This is a genomic window from Pyramidobacter porci (assembly GCF_009695745.1).
Taxonomy (GTDB): domain Bacteria; phylum Synergistota; class Synergistia; order Synergistales; family Dethiosulfovibrionaceae; genus Pyramidobacter; species Pyramidobacter porci.
The window spans coordinates 183,424-199,165 of record NZ_VUNH01000001.1; the positions used below are offsets into that span (position 1 = coordinate 183,424).

The following is a 15,742-nucleotide window of genomic DNA, read 5'->3' on the forward strand; positions in this document are numbered from 1 at the left end:
AATGGGGATTCAAATACATCCGACTGCGATTGTCTCGCCTCAAGCCGAACTGGCTGACGGCGTCGTAATTGGCCCCTTTTCCATTGTGGACGAGAATGTCGTTGTGGGGCGCAATACGATTCTGCGCCCGTTTGTCCACCTCTGCCCCTACACGAAAATCGGCGAGGACGCCGTGATCTTCGAGGACGCCGTGATCGGCCCCGAACCGCAGGACCATGCGTTCAAGGGTGAAACCAGCTGGGTCGCCGTGGGCAACCGGTCGGTCATCAGGGAAAACGTGACGATCCATCGCGCCTCCGGCGAGGGGAATGTGACCTCGGTCGGCGATGACTGCTTGATCATGGAAGGCGTACATTTAGGTCATAACGTGCAGATTTCCGATTCCGTGACGATTTCGAGCAAATCCGGGCTCGCCGGCTATGTAAAAATCGGGCGGGGAACGGTGATCGGCGGCATGTCCGGCTTCCATCAGTTTGTTCGTGTGGGCTCGTTCTGCATGATCGGCGGTGCCTCGCGCGTGGCGCAGGACGTGGCGCCGTTCCTGCTGGTCAACGGGGCGGAAGCTTGCCGTGTGTACAGTTTGAACGTTATCGGCCTGCGGCGCAATAACTTTTCATCCGAGCGCCGTCTGGAAATAAAACGGGCTTACAGAAGAATTTACCATTCGGGGTTGCCCATGCGCGAAGCTCTTGCCGAACTCGAAAAGCAGGACGCAAAATCCGCTGATGTGGAAGAAATTCTCCGTTTCTTCAAGGAGGGCGACAAGAAAAGGGGCTTCTGTCCCTGGCCTGCAAGCAGCGCAGGCAAATCCGAGGACTGATGTTCCGTCTTCTGGCCATGGATGTCGACGGAACGCTGACGGATGGCAGCGTGTTCATCGACGCGGCGGGGAATGAATTCAAGCGCTTCGACATTCAGGATGGAATGGGTATGGCGCTGTTTCGCAAAGCGGGCGGCAAGGTCGCCTGGATCAGCGGACGCTTTTCCGCCGTGACGGAGCTGAGAGCTCGGGAACTGCGCGTCGATTTTCTGGCCAACGGCGTTGCAGAGAAACTGCCCGTCCTTCGGAAAATTGCGGCGGAAGCGGGAGTATCTGCCGAAGCGGTGATTTTTATCGGCGACGACGTCAATGACTGCGAATGCGTCCGTTGGGCGGGGCTGGGAGTCGCCGTGGCGAACGCCGTCCCCGAACTGAAAGCGTCCGCCTCGTATGTGACGCAGCGCGGCGGCGGCAACGGCGCCGTTCGCGAAGTTGTCGATATGGTTCTTGCGGCACAAGCGAAGGAGGTCTAATTTATGAAACCTTTTCGCACGTTGGATCGTTTTATTATGAGAGAGCTCATGGGGCCATTTCTCTTCGGAGTGATGGCCTTTACGCTGATTATGGTCGCCGGCGGGTTACTGTTCAAGCTGGCCGACCTCATCATCGAACAAGGCGTTTCTCTGGGTGTCGCCGGCCGTCTTTTTATCTACGAGCTTCCTTCCGTCGTCGTTCTGACGCTGCCGATGTCGTGCCTTCTGGCTTCGCTCCTGGGCTTCAGTAAAATGTCCACCAACAGCGAGATCGTCGCGTTGAAAGCGGCCGGAATTTCGTTTTCGCGCATCGGCCGTCCCGTTTTGGTCGCGGCGTTCGGCGTCACGATGATCTCTCTTGCCTTGAACGAAACGGTCGTGCCGCTTGGCAAGATCGCCGCGCAGAACGTGATGCGCTACGAAGTCGCCCGCGAAAAACCCGCGCTTTTGAAGGAACAGGTGTTTTTGCGGAGCAGCGATCCTTCGTCCGAGGGGCTGAGAAGGATCGTCTACATCAACAAACTTTACGCCCGTTCGGGTACGATGGACGACGTGGTCGTTCAGGAGTTCAAGGGGGCCGATTTGGTCCGGCTGACGACGGCCCGAAAGGGCACGTGGATTGACGGAGTCTGGTATCTTGACGACGGCGACGTGTTCGAAGTGAAAGGCAGGAACACCGTTGAGCTGACGCTGCATTTCGAACGCCAGGCGCTTCCGATTCGCCTGACCCCGCAGCAGATCTCGCGCTCTACCGCCAAACCCGACGACATGAGCTGCCTGGAGCTGATCAAATATATCGAAATCCTCAAAGCTCAGGGGAAAAGTTTGGAACCGCTGTGGGTCGCCTTTCATCTGCGACTGGCGGTGCCCTGGGCCTGCGTGATCCTGGCGCTTATCGGCGCGGCGCTCGGCGTGCGGCCGATGAGAAAGGGCGGCGCCAGCGTCGGTTTCGGACAAAGCATTTTGATCGTCTTCGTCTATTATGTCGTTATGTCGATGGGGCGCTCTCTGGGGCAGGCGGGGCACATTCCTCCCATCCTCGGAGCGTGGCTGCCCAATATCCTGTTCTTTGCCGGAGCGCTTCTTCTCGCCCGGAGGGCAGACCGATGAACGTCGAGCATTTGGCCCTCGTCGCCGGGGAAGGCGCGCTGCCTCTGGAGATCCTGAAAGCGATGATCAAAAAGAAGGCACCGCCGCCGAAGGTGTACCTGCTGGCGGAGAACGACGCCCCTTATCTGGACGAAGGCATCGCCGTGCAGAAAATCAGCAATCCCATGGCGATCGCGATGATCCTCGCCAAGATGCGCCTGATGGGAATCCGCCGTTTGATGATGGCCGGCGGCGTGCCCAAAAAGAACATCTATTCCGAAGAAAAGCTCGATCGCGGCGCCAAGTCCATCCTTTCCGCCGTGCAGGACCGCAACGATCACAGCTTGCTGGCCGGGGTCGTGAAGTACATCGAAAAATTCGGCATTCAAGTCATGAGCTACGAGGAAGTCATTCCGGAACTTCTGGCGCCCGAGGGGCATATCGCCGGCCCCGTCGCCGACGCGGAACAGCTGCAGGACTGCGAATATGGGCTGAACATTTTGCGGACTCTGCTGCCGCTTTCGTTCGGCCAGTCCGTCGTCGTTTCGAATCGCGCCGTCGTCGCCGTGGAAGCGATGGAAGGCACGGATGAGACCATTCGGCGCGCGGCGTCGTTAAGCGCTCATGGGATCCTGTTGAAAGGGATGCGTGCCGACCAGGACCGGCGTTACGACCTGCCGGTCGTCGGCGTGCAAACGCTGCGAAACATGGCCGATTCCGGCCTGACGGGGCTTTTTATCGAAGCGCACAGCGTCCTTTTGTTGGAAAAAGAAACCTTCCTGCAGGAAGCGGAGCGCTTGGGAATCAGCGTGACGGGAGTTGCCACATGTCGATTTTTATAAGTACCGGGGAGCTTTCCGGCGATATCTATGCGGCCAAACTGAGCGCGGCGCTCCACAAAATCCTTCCCCACGAACGGCTTTGGGGAATGGGCGGCGCGCTTGCAGAAGGGATAAGCACGGAATGGGACAACGCGCTCCTGCACATCATCGGTCTGAGGCGGATCATCAAATCGCTGCCGTCGTTGTTCCGTCTGAGAAAAGAACTGGCGGAGGCCGTCGTGAAGCGAGCGCCGCGCGCCGTCATCGTCGTCGACAGTCCCGATTTTCACATCCCGCTGCTGAGCAAAATCCGCGCCCTCGGCTATAAAGGTCCCGTCGTCTATGTGTGTCCGCCGACGATCTGGGCCTGGCGCAGCGGCCGGGCGAAATATCTGAAACGTTACTGCGATCTCTGCCTGCCGCTGTTCCATTTCGAAGAAAAGGCCCTGCAAGCGTGGAATGTGCGGAGCTATTGGTGCGGAAATCCGCTGATCGACGATCTTGACAACTTCGTCCCGGTCGGAGCTTCTTTGCCGGACGATGCAAGGCGCGTCGCCCTGCTGCCGGGAAGCCGCCGTTCCGAAATAAAAGCGTTGCTTCCCGTTCTTCAGGAGACGGCGCTGAGATTGAAAGGGATGGGGCTTCATCCCGTGTTCTCCATCGCTCCGGGGCTCGACGAGGCCAGCAAGACAATGGTCAGGGACAACAAGGCCGGAATCGAAACGACGGGGATCAGCGGGCGCAATCTGATGCACGCCTCGAAATTCGTCATCGGCGCCAGCGGCACGACGGCCGTCGAAGCGATGTTGCTGAATCGTTACATGATCGTGCTTTACAAAGGAACCTCGTTGGAATGGCGGATTTACAAGATGCTGACGCACACACCCTTCGTTTCCATTCCCAACGTGCTGGCGGAAAAAATGATGTTCCCCGAACTTCTGCAGGACGACGCGCGCGCCGATAGGATTCTGCACTACGTCGATCTGTACCTTCACGACAAGGATTACTGCGACGGCATTCACAAACAGATTGTGTCGAACAGACGACTGATGGGGGAGCCGGGAGCAATTCAACGCTGGGCAGAATCCATTTCCAGGCTGGTGAATTCATGAAGGTCGCTTTTTTGGCCAACGGGCCGGGAGAAGTCTGGGGCTGGTGCCGGCCGCTCATCAAGGAAGCCGTCGGCAGAAATTGGACGGTGGACGTGCATCTTTTGCCCTGCCCTTTCGCTTCAGGCCGGGAGGTCAACGCGCTTTCGCGGCTTCCCGCGACGATATTGAGGCACCGGACGACCGCCGGCGCCCTGCGATGTTTTTTTTCGGCGGAAAAGTATGACGCCGTTTTACAGCTGGGGGGCGACTTGTTTTTCGGCCGCCTTCTGGCATGGAGACAGCGCGCCCCTTTGGCCTGCTATTCTTACGGTCGCAAAAAAGGCATGAAACGCTGTGAAAAAGTGCTGACGTCCCGCCCCGGACTGTTCAGTTCCGAGAGATTGGAAGTTGTCGGGGATCTGGTGCTGGACAGCCTCGATCCGGGCATTCCGGAAAGCTGGCACGCGCCTCGTGGCAAGCGGCTGGCGCTTTTTCCCGGCAGCCGTCCGAACATCCGGCGCAAGGCCTTTTTTTTCCTGAAAGATTTTCGTTCACATTTGCTGGAGATCGATCCCGAGATCGAATTAAGGGTTCTCCTGTCGCCGTTTTCGGAGGAGAGCGAGTCCCGACTCTGGAGCGAGAGCGGCTTTTCAGTCTGGATGGGAACGACGCCTGCGGGCGTTGACGGCGCGGATCTTGCCTTGACGCAGCCCGGGACGAATACCCTGGAGCTGATGTACTGCAAGCAACCACTTGCGGTGGCGGTTCCCTTTTCTTTTCTGCGGCAGATGCCGATCGCCGGGCTGGTTGGCATGCTCGACCGCGTTCCCTGGTTCGGCAGCGCGCTGAGGGAGCGGATCATTCGAAAAGCGATTCCCAAACACATCGGGAAGATGTCGTGGCCCAACCGGCTCGTGAAAGAGAGTTTTGTCCCCGAGTTCATCGGCGAATACAGCGCTTCGCGGCTTGCCGACGAGATCGCCAAGGTTTTGCGGGATCCGGAATCGCTCGAGGCGCAGAGGAAGCGTCTGTACGAGCTTGCCGCCGCAGTCGCGCCCGGCGCTCCGGCGAAGATTTGCAACATTCTCGAAAGGATGGCGGCCGATCATGAAAGAGAAAGGAAGTAAGCCTCTCTATCGTCGACTGGCGGCACTCCTTTTGCCTTACAGGGCAAAATTGGGATGCGCTTTCGTCTGTATGGTCGGCGCCGGGCTCTGCGCGGCGATCCCCGCCTGGCTGATGAAGAACGTCGTCGACGGCGTGCTGATACGCAAGGATTACGCGATGCTGAACGTGTTGGTCGTCTCGCTGGTGGTCCTTTTTGTCTTCAAGGCCGTATTTACTTACGGCCAAAAGTATCTGATGGGCTGGGTCGGGCAAAAGGTCGTCATGGATATGCGAGTGGCCGCTTACGCTCATCTGCAAACTTTGTCGCTGAAGTTCATCAACGACAAACGCGTGGGCGAGCTCTTGTCGCGAGTCACCAACGACGCCAACATGCTGCAGATGACCGTCACGAACGTCGCCGTGGATCTTGTCGTTCAGGGCGTCTCATGCGCGGCGATGCTTTCCTATTGCCTCTATCTGAACTGGAAGCTGATGCTCTATACGCTTTTGATCCTGCCGCTCGTCGTCCTCGTGTTGAAGAGCGCTGCGGAGATTCTCCGCAAGGTCGGACGCCGTATGCAGCAGTGTGTCGCCGATCTCTCCGCGGTAGCCGAGGAAGCTCTTTCGGCGATTCGCATCGTGCGGGCTTTTGCGACAGAGGATCTGGAACTTTCCCGTTTCAAGGAAAGCAACCGGCAGAATTTTGACGTCATCATTCAGGGCGTCAAGATCAACGCGGCTCTGAACGGCGCCGTCGAGGTCCTTCTCATTGTGGCGCTCGCTCTGATCCTCTGGCTGGGAGGCCGCCAGGTTCTCGACGATATCATGTCACCCGGCGAATTGATCGCCTTTCTCGGGTCGTTGGGCTTTCTGGCCTCGCCGATCAACAATTTTACGCGCGCCGTCAGTCAGCTCCAGTTCGGTTTCGCGGCGGCGGAGCGGATCTTCAGCCTTCTCGACAACGACGACCGGGTCGTGACACCGCCCGGTGCGGTCGTTTTGAAGCGCCTGCGAGGCGAAGTGCGTTTTGAAAACGTATGGTTCAGCTACGAGCCGGAACAATGGATCTTGAAAGATTTGAATCTGACGGTTCGTCCCGGAGAAAAGATCGCCGTCGTCGGGGCCACGGGCGCCGGCAAGTCGACGCTCGTCGATCTGGTGCAGCGCTTTTACGATCCGCAGAAGGGAACGGTTTTCATCGACGGGCACGACGTCAAGAACGTCGACCTCCAAAGCCTGCGCACTCAGATCGGCGTGGTGCCGCAGGATCCGGTTCTGATGAAAGGCTCCATCGCCTTCAACATCGCCTACGGATATGAAGCGAAAAAAAGCGAGATCGAAGAAGCGGCCGTCATCGCCGGCATCTCCGAATTTATCGATTCTCTCCCCGACAAATACGACACGGAAGTGGGGATCCGCGGCGTTACCGTGAGCGGCGGCCAGCGGCAGAGGATCGCCATCGCGCGGGCGATCGTCCGCAATCCCCGCATCATCATTCTCGACGAAGCCACCTCGTCGCTGGACGCCGCCGTGGAGCGACAGATCCAGGAGGCGATGGACCGCGCCATGGAAGGGCGTACGTCGTTTATCATCGCTCATCGGCTTTCGACGATCATCAACGCGGATCGCATCCTTTACCTCGAGAACGGGCATATCATCGAAGAGGGGACTCACGAGGAGCTCCTTCGCAAGAACGGGGCCTATCAAAAACTCTTTTCGCTCCAGTACGGAGCCGGGCATCCATGAACTTTCTCACGAAGTCCTATCTTGCCTATTCTCACGGAGAGAAGACCGTGTCGCCGTGGGTGATTTTGAAACCGCTGGGATGGCTGGGCTCCGTCATTGTCAGAACACGGCGGGCGTTTTACGATCACGGCGTTTACGCTTCGGAAGAACCGCCGCTGCCCGTCATCAGCGTCGGAAATCTCACCACGGGTGGAACGAACAAAACGCCTTTCGTCGAATTCATCGCCGAGCAGTTGTCCCGCTGGGGGCTGAAGCCTGGGATCGTCAGCCGAGGCTACGGCGGCACAACGTCCGAGCCGGTCGTCGTTTTGAACGGCAATGGCGACAGAAGCGTCGTCGGGGACGAGCCGCTTTTGCTCTCGTCGCGGCTGACGGACGTCCCGGTGGCGGTTTCGAGCGACCGCATGGCGGACGTGGCGGCGCTTTTGAACCACGACATCGATATCGTCGTCGCCGACGATGCGTTTCAGCATCGCAGAATGGTCCGCGACGTCGACATCGTTCTCGTCGACGCCACCTGTCCGTTCGGCAATGGAACCTCTCTGCCCAACGGCATTTTGCGCGAGCTCCCCAGTTCTTTGTCGCGGGCTCACGCCGTCGTCATTTCCAAATCGGATCAGACATCGCCGGAGGCTCTGCGACGCCTGAAAGAGCGGATCTCCCGCTGGGTCTCGCAAGAGCGCATATTCTATTCGCGGCTGGCTGATCCTCTGTGGGAGCGATGGGATGGAGAGCGGTTCGTTCCCGTCGGAGAAAGCATGACGGCCTTCTCTCTGATAGTTTTTTCCGCGATCGGCAATCCGCACAGCTTTCGAAACACGATCCTCAAAAGCGGCGCGGCCATACTCCATGAATTCGAATTCAAGGATCATCATCACTATGATGTGAACGATTTGCAAAAGATCGAAGATGCGGCCCGGAAATCGGGCGGCAAGGCCATATGCTGCACGGAAAAAGACATCTTCAATCTGCCGCGCGGATACGTTCCCCGCGTTCCGCTCTACGTGCCGAGAATAAGCGCGCTCGTCGAAGAGCCCGACAGATTCTGGAACGTCGTCGTTCAGGCGCTTCGTCCTCAGATTGTCGTCGCGTCGAACGGGTACGGCGAAGACGCCATCGGGGCCAAGCTTGCGCGCAAAGCCGCACAGAGATTTCCGCAGGCGGAGGTCTGCGCTTTTCCGCTTGTGGGATCTGGGATCCCTTACAAGAAGATCGGCGTCAGAATCCTGCCGCCCCTTTCGAAATCGCCGACGGGCGGGATCATAAAATATCATCTGCATGATCTTTATCGAGAGATCAAGGCCGGGCTTTTTCGGCAGATTTCCCGTCAGCTGTCCGCATGGGATCAGCTGCGCAGCAGTTGTCGTACGGTTCTTTGCGTTGGCGATGCGTATCTCCTCTGTCACACTTTATGGGGGCAGGGGAAAAAGGCCCTCATGGTGGCGACGGCGAAAACGAAATTTATCAGCGGCCATTGGAAGCTGGAAAGTTTTTTGTACCGAAAAGGCTGCAAGAAGGTCTGGACCCGTGACGAAGAGACGGCGGTCGAATTACGCCAAAACGGCGTTACCGCCGTCTTCGAAGGAAATCCAATCATGGACCTTTCTTGTGATAATACTAAAGAGACCGTTCCGTGGGGCGAAGGGCGCCGGCTTCTCGTGCTGCCCGGCAGCCGAGAGCGGGCGTACAAAGATCTGGGCCTGTTGCTGCGCGCTCTCAGCAAAATTTCCGAACGCTGCGCGATTGCGGCCGTGATGGTGCCCGCACCCAGCATCGATATCGACACGCTGGCGAAAACGGCGGTCGGCTGGGAGTTCGACGGCCTTCATCTTCGCCGCGGCATGCTGGACATCGTTATTTACCGCGGCGAGGTCGCGGAAGCGGCGCAGGGAGCCGAGCTTCTGCTGGGACTGGCCGGAACGGCCAATCAGGTCTGTGCCGGTTTGGGCGTTCCCGTTTTGTCGGTCATTGAAAAAGGAAAGTTGGTGCAGAAAAAACTTCTCGGAGACTCCGAACTTTTGGTGGAAGCCGATGCGGACGTCCTCGCGGAGGCGGCGCTCGATCTTTTGGCCGACGCCGGGCGACTGGCTTATATGAGTTCGGAAGGGCGCCTGCGCTTAGGCCAATCGGGAGCGCTCGACGCCGTTTTGAATTATGCTGCGGAGCATTTAGGCTGGAAGAAAAGGACTTTTGTTTATGACGAATTGAGCAAGCGAGTGAAATTCGATGGATGACAGCGCTTTGCTCCAAGGGAGGGAAGGGCGATGAAGAAGATAGAAATTGGAGATTTTGTGGTCGGAGGCGACCGGCTCACCTTGATTGCAGGCCCCTGCGCCTTGGAAAGCCTGGAACTCGGACTGGAAGTCGGCAGAAAAACTCAGGCTCTGTGCAAGAAACTTGGGCTCAATTATATTTTCAAGGCCTCGTACGACAAGGCGAACCGCACTTCGATTTCCAGCCCGCGCGGCCCCGGCCTCGAGAAAGGGCTCCAATGGCTGGCGCGGATCAAGTCCGAGCTGGGGGCGCCCATCCTGACGGACATCCACGAGTCGTGGCAGGCCGCTCCCGTCGCTGAAGTCGCCGACGTGCTGCAGATCCCGGCTTTCTTGTGCCGTCAGACCGATCTTCTGGTGGCCGCCGCCAAAACCGGACGGGCGGTCAACGTCAAAAAAGCGCAGTTTCTTTCCGCCTGGGACATGAAATCCGTGCTGGGCAAGCTGACGGAAGCCGGCAACGATCGCGTCATGCTGTGCGAGCGGGGCACGACGATGGGCTACAATCAGCTGGTCGTCGACATGCGCTCTCTCGTGATCATGCGCTCTCTGGGCGCGCCCGTCGTTTTCGACGCCACTCACAGCGTGCAGATGCCCGGCGGCATGGGAAACAGCTCCGGCGGCGACCGGCGCTTCGCTTTGCCGCTGGCCCGCGCGGCCGTCGGCATCGGCGTGGACGCTTTGTTCCTTGAAGTCCATCCGCAGCCGGAAAAAGCGATGAGCGACGGGCCGAACATGGTGCCGCTGGATCTTTTGGAGAAATTCCTCGAACCGGTCTGCGCCATCGACCGCCTTGTCAGAAGCGGCATCGGCCCTGTCTCCCTGGACTGGTGCGAACGATGAATCCGGCCATGACGCTGCCGTCGGATCGGCAGCCGGAAAAGCTCTCGGACGAAGAACTGCTCGAAGCGGGCTGCCAAGTGCTGCGGCACGAGGCGGAAGAACTTGTCCGCGCGGCCGATCGTTTCGGGCCGGAGCTCGTACAGGCCGCCCGTCTGCTGGAAGCCTGCAAGGGGAGGATCGTCGTCTCCGGCATCGGCAAAGCGGGGCACATCGGGCGCAAGATCGCGGCGACTCTTTCGTCGCTGGGAACGCCTTCTTTCTTTCTCCAGTCCAGCGAGGCGGCGCACGGCGATCTCGGCATGGTCCGCCACGAAGACGTGGCGCTGCTGATCAGCAACAGCGGCAAGACGGCGGAAGTCGTCGCCCTGCTGCCGTTTTTCCGCCGCATCGGCGCGCCGGTCATCGCCATTTCGGGTGACGCCGATTCGCCGCTGGCGCTGGGGGCGGATATTTTTCTGGACTCTTCGATCGAACGCGAGGCGGATCCTCTCAATCTGGCGCCGACCAGCAGCACGACCCTGCAGCTGGCCATCGGCGACGCGCTGGGAGCGATGGTGACGCTGCTGCGCGGCCTGAAAAAAGAGGACTTCGCCCTGTTTCATCCGGCCGGCTCGCTGGGGAAAAAGCTTTTGCTGCGCGTGTGCGACGTGATGAACACGAGCGGTTCCCTGCCGGTCGTCTCGCACGAAACTCTGGTCAAGGACGCCTTGTTCGAGATCACCAGCAAAAATTACGGCGCTACCAGCGTCGTCGACGACGAGGGCTTTCTCGTTGGCATCTTCACCGACGGCGATCTGAGGCGGCTGATCGCCAAAGAGGGGATCCGTTGTCTGGACCGCAGAGTCGAAGACGTGATGATCTGCTCGCCGCGCATCATCGCTCCCGAAGCGCTTGCCGCGGAGGCGGTGCACGTCATGGAAAAACTCGAGATCTCCGTTCTGATCGTCGTCGACAAGGACCGCCGTCCCGTGGGAATGGTGCACATTCACGAGCTGCTTCAAAGCGGCGTCGCCTGACCATGTCGTTTTATGGCTGTGTTGCCGAGCTCCTGTTTTTTGCCGCGCGCCCTTTCCTGAATCGGAAATACGACGAAGGCAACGAACAGAGATACGGCCGCTATCCCGACGATCTGCCCAAGGGCGCTCTGTGGATCCACGCGGTTTCGGTCGGCGAGGTGCAGTCGGCCTATCCTTTCGTCAGAGAAATCAAACGGCAGAATCCGGATACGCCCGTTCTGCTTTCGACAATCACGAAAACCGGCCGGGCCATGGCGGAACGGTTGATGGGGACACTCGTCCAGCACATTTATTATCCTTGGGATTCCCCCAGCGTTTTGAAACGGGCGCTGACGGCTCTGCGCCCCGCCGCCTACATCACGATCGAAACGGAGATCTGGCCGGAGATGCTTTTTCAGCTTCGGAAACGACGGATCCCGGCCTTTCTCGTTAACGGCCGGCTGTCGGAATCGAGCTTTCAAAAATACCGGCGCCTGCGCTTTTTCTGGAAACGGGTCATTCGCCGTTATTCTCTGATCATGACTCGTTCCGAGCGGGATCGGCAGCGCTTTATCGCCTTGGGCGCGGAACCGGAGCGGGTGAAGACGACCGGGGACTGCAAAGTGGACGCGCTGATCGACCGCAAAAACTCGGCCGACGGCGCCGGCCTGGGGGAGATTTTTGCCGGCAAAGAGCCGCTGATCCTTGCCGGAAGTACCCACGAAGGAGAAGAAGAGGTCGTCTTCGACGCCTACGCGGAGCTGCTGAAAGTCTATCCCGGCCTGAAACTCGTCGTCGTGCCGCGGCATCCCGAACGCGGCCGCGGGCTGCTGGACGAAGCGTCGGCGAGAAAGCTCGGCCAAGTTGAGCTGATGTCGGAGGCGCGCGGTGACTGGAACGTTCTCATTGTCGACCGCATCGGCGTGCTTTTCCCGATGTATCGGTACGTGAAAGCGGCGTTTCTCGGCGGTTCGCTCGTTCCCAAAGGCGGTCAGAACATCATGGAGCCGGCGATCTGGGGCATCCCATTCTGTCAGGGGCCTGACTACCGCGATTTTTCGGACGCCACGGAAGCCCTCAAAAAAACGGGACTGTGCACCATTGTGTGCGACGCGCGGGAGATGAGGGATTTTTTTGACGGCGTGCTGTCAAACGGTAATTCCGACTTCGGCCGGGAGCGTCAAGAATTTTTCGCCGCCCTGAGCGGTGCGTCCCGGCGAAGCTGGGATTTGATCAACGATTTTCGTAGCGGGAATTCTCCGGAAAAACGTCTGTAAACGTTAAGGAAGAAGGGGCATTATGGCATCGATTCACAGAGAACTGTTGAAAACTTTTTTTGAGCGTCAGGACGAGCGCACGCAGGCCGGCATCAAAAAGGCCACGGAAAAGATGGTCGAGGTCAAGAAGAACGGCGGCAAGATCGTCGTTGCTTGCGGCAGCGGTCCAAATATCCACGAAGGCGTGACGACGCTGATCGCGGAACTGATGGACAAGGGAATTATCGACGGCGTCACCACAAGCTCGGCGGTCGTCGGCCACGAAATGGCGGGGGCTCTCGACCGGGTGAAAATGGTCAGTTCCGACGAGCTGGGCTTCGATCCCGATGACATGCCGCGCGGCAACGTCTTCGAGTTCACCTGCATGACGCCCGACGAACTGGCGGCGTTGAAAAAGCAGATCGTCCTGGACGACGCGCTTCTTGCCAAAAAAGACCGGATCGCCGGACACGAAGTCATCAAAGCGGCCGGCAACATGGCCTATCCGATGGGGTACTGGAACGAGCACGTCGCTTCCGAAATCTGCGACATCGCCCGTACCTACGCGCTTCCGTTCGAAGTCGTCGCGGGCTGGGGCTGCGACCGTCGCACGATGCTGGGCGTCGGCGCGGCGAAAAACCTTCCCGTGCTGGTCAGCCTGCCGCAGATGGTAGGCGGCGGCAACATCGGCTCGTGCATCGGCGACAGCATCCCGATCCGCCAGCGCTGCATGCGCGTCGCGCGCATGCTCGAGGACGCGGACGTCATCATCGAGTCGGCCATCGCCCTTTCGCAGGAACTTCACGACGGTCCGTTCGAGAAGTACACGGGGCATGGCATCTGGGCCTGGTGGAACGGCATGCACACCTACAACCTGCGCGGCAAGACGCTGATCCGCCTTGACCTCGACGAAAATCTGCGCCGGGCCTGCGATTCCCAGGCGCAGATGCAGGAAGCGATCGCCAAGGGGCTGCCGAAAACGAAAATTTCCGGCATTCCTTTCCGCATGGAAATGTCGGCCTTTGCGCGCCACGAGGGGAGCATTCCGCTGATCGGCGACATCGGCGAAGTCTGGCCGGTTCTGGCCATCGGCGTCGCCGACGCGCTCGGCGTTGAACTCGATTTCATGAGCTACAAGCAGGAAACCGCCGAGGGCAAAGCCATGCGCGAATGGATCGTCGACAACGTCAAACCGCTGGACATTGGGGCAATCAGAGCCAAAGCTCTGACGTTCAGGCTGTAAAATGAAAACGATCGGAATCATTCCGGCCCGATGGGGCTCCAGCCGCCTGCCCGGCAAGCCGCTTGCCGATCTCTGCGGCAAGCCAGTCATTCAGCACGTCTATGAGCAGTGCCTGAAAGCCCGCTCTCTGGCGCGGGTGATCGTCGCCACCGACGACGAGAGGATCCTGAACGCCGTTGTCGCGTTCGGCGGAGAAGCCGAGATGACGGCTTCCGACCATCCCAACGGCACCAGCCGCGTCGCCGAGGTCGCCGCGCGCGTGGAGTGCGACTACGTCATCAACATTCAGGGCGACGAACCGATGCTCGACCCGCGCGTGATCGACCAGCTTGCCGACGTTCTGATCCATGCCGGCGAGCCGATGGCGACGCTCTCCGTTCCTTTTGCCTCCGCGGCGGAGGCGGCCGATCCGAACAATGTCAAAGTCGTCGTCGATCAAAAAGGGCGAGCTTTGTATTTCAGCCGTAGCGTCATTCCCTTCGCGCGCTGCGGGACGCCCGTCGTCTCCAAACACATCGGCATTTACGGCTACCGCAAAGATTTTCTGCCCGTTTATCTGCGCCTTACGGAAACGCCGCTTGCCGAAGCGGAAAGCCTCGAACAGCTTCGCGCCCTGGAACACGGCTACGACATCGTCGTCGCCGTTTCCGCGTATCCCGACCGCGGCGTGGGAATCAACACGCCTCATGATTTGGAGCTGGCGCGAAAGCTGATGAGCGAAAAAAGCTGAACAAAATCCGCGATAATCGGATATAATAAAAGCCAGTCTGCGTTTATTCAGACTGGCTTTTTTCGTATCGATATCCCCGTTCGAGGAGAAAAAATGAAAACTCTGTACATCGACTGCACAGCGGGCATCTCCGGCAACAGATTGATCGGGGCTCTGCTTGATTTGAAAGGAGAAAATGCCGACGAATTCGATCGGCGGATGTCATGGCTTCGTCGCTATGGCTGCACGTGGACCGTCAGGTCCGCAGGCCCGAACGGCTGGGGCGGCATCGAGGCGAAACCGGTTTCTTCCGGCTGCGAGACCTTTGAATTCGCGGAAATAGAGGCGCTTCTCGACGAGTCGAAGCTTTCGTCGGAGATGAAGCAACGCGCGTTCTCGGCCTTCAACGCTTTAAAAACGGCGGGGTGCGTTTTCCGCAGCGACGAAAGCGGGGCCTTTCTCCTTGACGCCTGCCTCGTGTTCGAAATTGTCGGAGCGCTCGCGCTCTTGGATACGCTCCGAGTCGATTCCGTCTATGCCTCGCCGGTCAATGTCGGCGGCCGTATGAACGCCCCTGAACGGAGCGTCGTGTCCGCGCCGGTTTCGTTTTTTTTGAAGGGGATGACCGTTTTCGCCCGCGAAGGGGAACATGAACGAACGACGTTAAGCGGCGCCCTGCTGCTCAAAGCCCTCTCCGCATCCAGCGAGTCTCTTCCGGCAGGCAGGCTGCTTGCCGGCGGCTGCGGGGGAACCGCGCCGCAGGGAAGCTCCGAGGCGCTGCACGTCATGGTGCTCGAGCGCAATGACGAAGCTTCCCTTCCGTATCTGACGGGAAAAATCGTCGTGATGGAGACGAATATCGACGACATGAACCCCCAGGATTATCAGAACCTGGAAGAGCGCCTCTTCGCGTGCGGCGCGCTGGACGTTTTTTTTACTCCCATATTGATGAAAAAAATGCGTCCGGCGGTGAGGCTGACGTGCGTTTCCCGCGCCGCCGACAGAGAAAAACTGGGCGAAATCATTCTGAGATACAGCACGACGATCGGCCTGCGCTGGAGCGAAGTCAACCGCATGACGCTGAAGCGCCGGATCCAGAAATTCGAGAGTTCCGTCGGTCCGGTGTCGGTGAAACTGTCACGCTGGGGCGATGAAATCGTCCGCGTCACGGCGGAGTACGAAGATTTAAAACGCATTTCCCGGGAGACGGGGCACCCCTTGGAACAGCTTCGTCCTCTTGTCGTCAGCGAATTCCGTCAAAAGGAAGATTTATAAA

14 protein-coding genes are annotated in these 15,742 nt (G+C 59.0%); all 14 read left to right on the forward strand.

The annotated features are described in order from the left end of the window. Nucleotide 1: 1 nt before the first annotated feature. The 14 genes from lpxA to larC2 all read left to right on the forward strand — a co-directional run bounded on the left by lpxA (nucleotide 2) and on the right by larC2 (nucleotide 15,741). Nucleotides 2-820 carry an acyl-ACP--UDP-N-acetylglucosamine O-acyltransferase gene (gene lpxA / locus FYJ74_RS00915; RefSeq protein ID WP_154527745.1) on the forward strand — a complete coding sequence of 273 codons (819 nt, stop codon included), beginning with the start codon at nucleotides 2-4 and terminating at the stop codon, nucleotides 818-820. Beyond that, nucleotides 820-1,293 (forward strand): KdsC family phosphatase, encoded by a 474-nt coding sequence (locus FYJ74_RS00920; RefSeq protein WP_154527746.1) that lies wholly within the window; start codon nucleotides 820-822, stop codon nucleotides 1,291-1,293. The genes lpxA and FYJ74_RS00920 overlap by 1 nt, the downstream gene beginning before the upstream one ends. 3 nt (nucleotides 1,294-1,296) lie before the next feature. Beyond that, entirely contained in the window at nucleotides 1,297-2,403 is a 1,107-nt protein-coding gene (lptG, locus tag FYJ74_RS00925) for an LPS export ABC transporter permease LptG (RefSeq protein ID WP_154527747.1), read from the forward strand. Then, nucleotides 2,400-3,224, forward strand: a complete 825-nt coding sequence (locus tag FYJ74_RS00930; protein ID WP_154527748.1) for an LpxI family protein — start codon at nucleotides 2,400-2,402, stop codon at nucleotides 3,222-3,224. Before lptG ends, FYJ74_RS00930 begins: the two co-directional genes overlap by 4 nt. Beyond that, the gene (locus tag FYJ74_RS00935; protein WP_154527749.1) at nucleotides 3,209-4,315 is read left to right on the forward strand and encodes a lipid-A-disaccharide synthase; all 1,107 of its coding nucleotides are present in this window, start codon (nucleotides 3,209-3,211) and stop codon (nucleotides 4,313-4,315) included. The genes FYJ74_RS00930 and FYJ74_RS00935 overlap by 16 nt, the downstream gene beginning before the upstream one ends. Next, nucleotides 4,312-5,421 (forward strand): glycosyltransferase family protein, encoded by a 1,110-nt coding sequence (locus FYJ74_RS11700; protein ID WP_229769272.1) that lies wholly within the window; start codon nucleotides 4,312-4,314, stop codon nucleotides 5,419-5,421. Before FYJ74_RS00935 ends, FYJ74_RS11700 begins: the two co-directional genes overlap by 4 nt. Then, nucleotides 5,402-7,147, forward strand: a complete 1,746-nt coding sequence (locus FYJ74_RS00940) for an ABC transporter ATP-binding protein (protein WP_229769273.1) — start codon at nucleotides 5,402-5,404, stop codon at nucleotides 7,145-7,147. The genes FYJ74_RS11700 and FYJ74_RS00940 overlap by 20 nt, the downstream gene beginning before the upstream one ends. Continuing rightward, a complete protein-coding gene (gene lpxK / locus FYJ74_RS00945; RefSeq protein ID WP_154527751.1) occupies nucleotides 7,144-9,381 on the forward strand; it encodes a tetraacyldisaccharide 4'-kinase in 2,238 nt (745 codons plus the stop codon). Before FYJ74_RS00940 ends, lpxK begins: the two co-directional genes overlap by 4 nt. 30 nt (nucleotides 9,382-9,411) lie before the next feature. Further along, entirely contained in the window at nucleotides 9,412-10,263 is an 852-nt protein-coding gene (gene kdsA, locus FYJ74_RS00950; RefSeq protein ID WP_154527752.1) for a 3-deoxy-8-phosphooctulonate synthase, read from the forward strand. Nucleotides 10,264-10,271: 8 nt separating this feature from the next. After that, a complete protein-coding gene (locus FYJ74_RS00955; RefSeq protein ID WP_229769274.1) occupies nucleotides 10,272-11,279 on the forward strand; it encodes a KpsF/GutQ family sugar-phosphate isomerase in 1,008 nt (335 codons plus the stop codon). Nucleotides 11,280-11,281: 2 nt separating this feature from the next. Further along, nucleotides 11,282-12,535, forward strand: coding sequence for a 3-deoxy-D-manno-octulosonic acid transferase (locus FYJ74_RS00960; protein ID WP_154527754.1), 1,254 nt, complete (start codon nucleotides 11,282-11,284; stop codon nucleotides 12,533-12,535). Between the two features lie 22 nt (nucleotides 12,536-12,557). Beyond that, nucleotides 12,558-13,757, forward strand: coding sequence for a hypothetical protein (locus FYJ74_RS00965; RefSeq protein ID WP_154527755.1), 1,200 nt, complete (start codon nucleotides 12,558-12,560; stop codon nucleotides 13,755-13,757). Nucleotide 13,758: 1 nt separating this feature from the next. Then, the gene (gene kdsB, locus FYJ74_RS00970; RefSeq protein ID WP_154527756.1) at nucleotides 13,759-14,487 is read left to right on the forward strand and encodes a 3-deoxy-manno-octulosonate cytidylyltransferase; all 729 of its coding nucleotides are present in this window, start codon (nucleotides 13,759-13,761) and stop codon (nucleotides 14,485-14,487) included. A gap of 93 nt (nucleotides 14,488-14,580) precedes the next feature. Next, the gene (gene larC2 / locus FYJ74_RS00975; protein WP_154527757.1) at nucleotides 14,581-15,741 is read left to right on the forward strand and encodes a nickel pincer cofactor biosynthesis protein LarC2; all 1,161 of its coding nucleotides are present in this window, start codon (nucleotides 14,581-14,583) and stop codon (nucleotides 15,739-15,741) included. The last annotated feature ends 1 nt before the right edge of the window (nucleotide 15,742 follow it).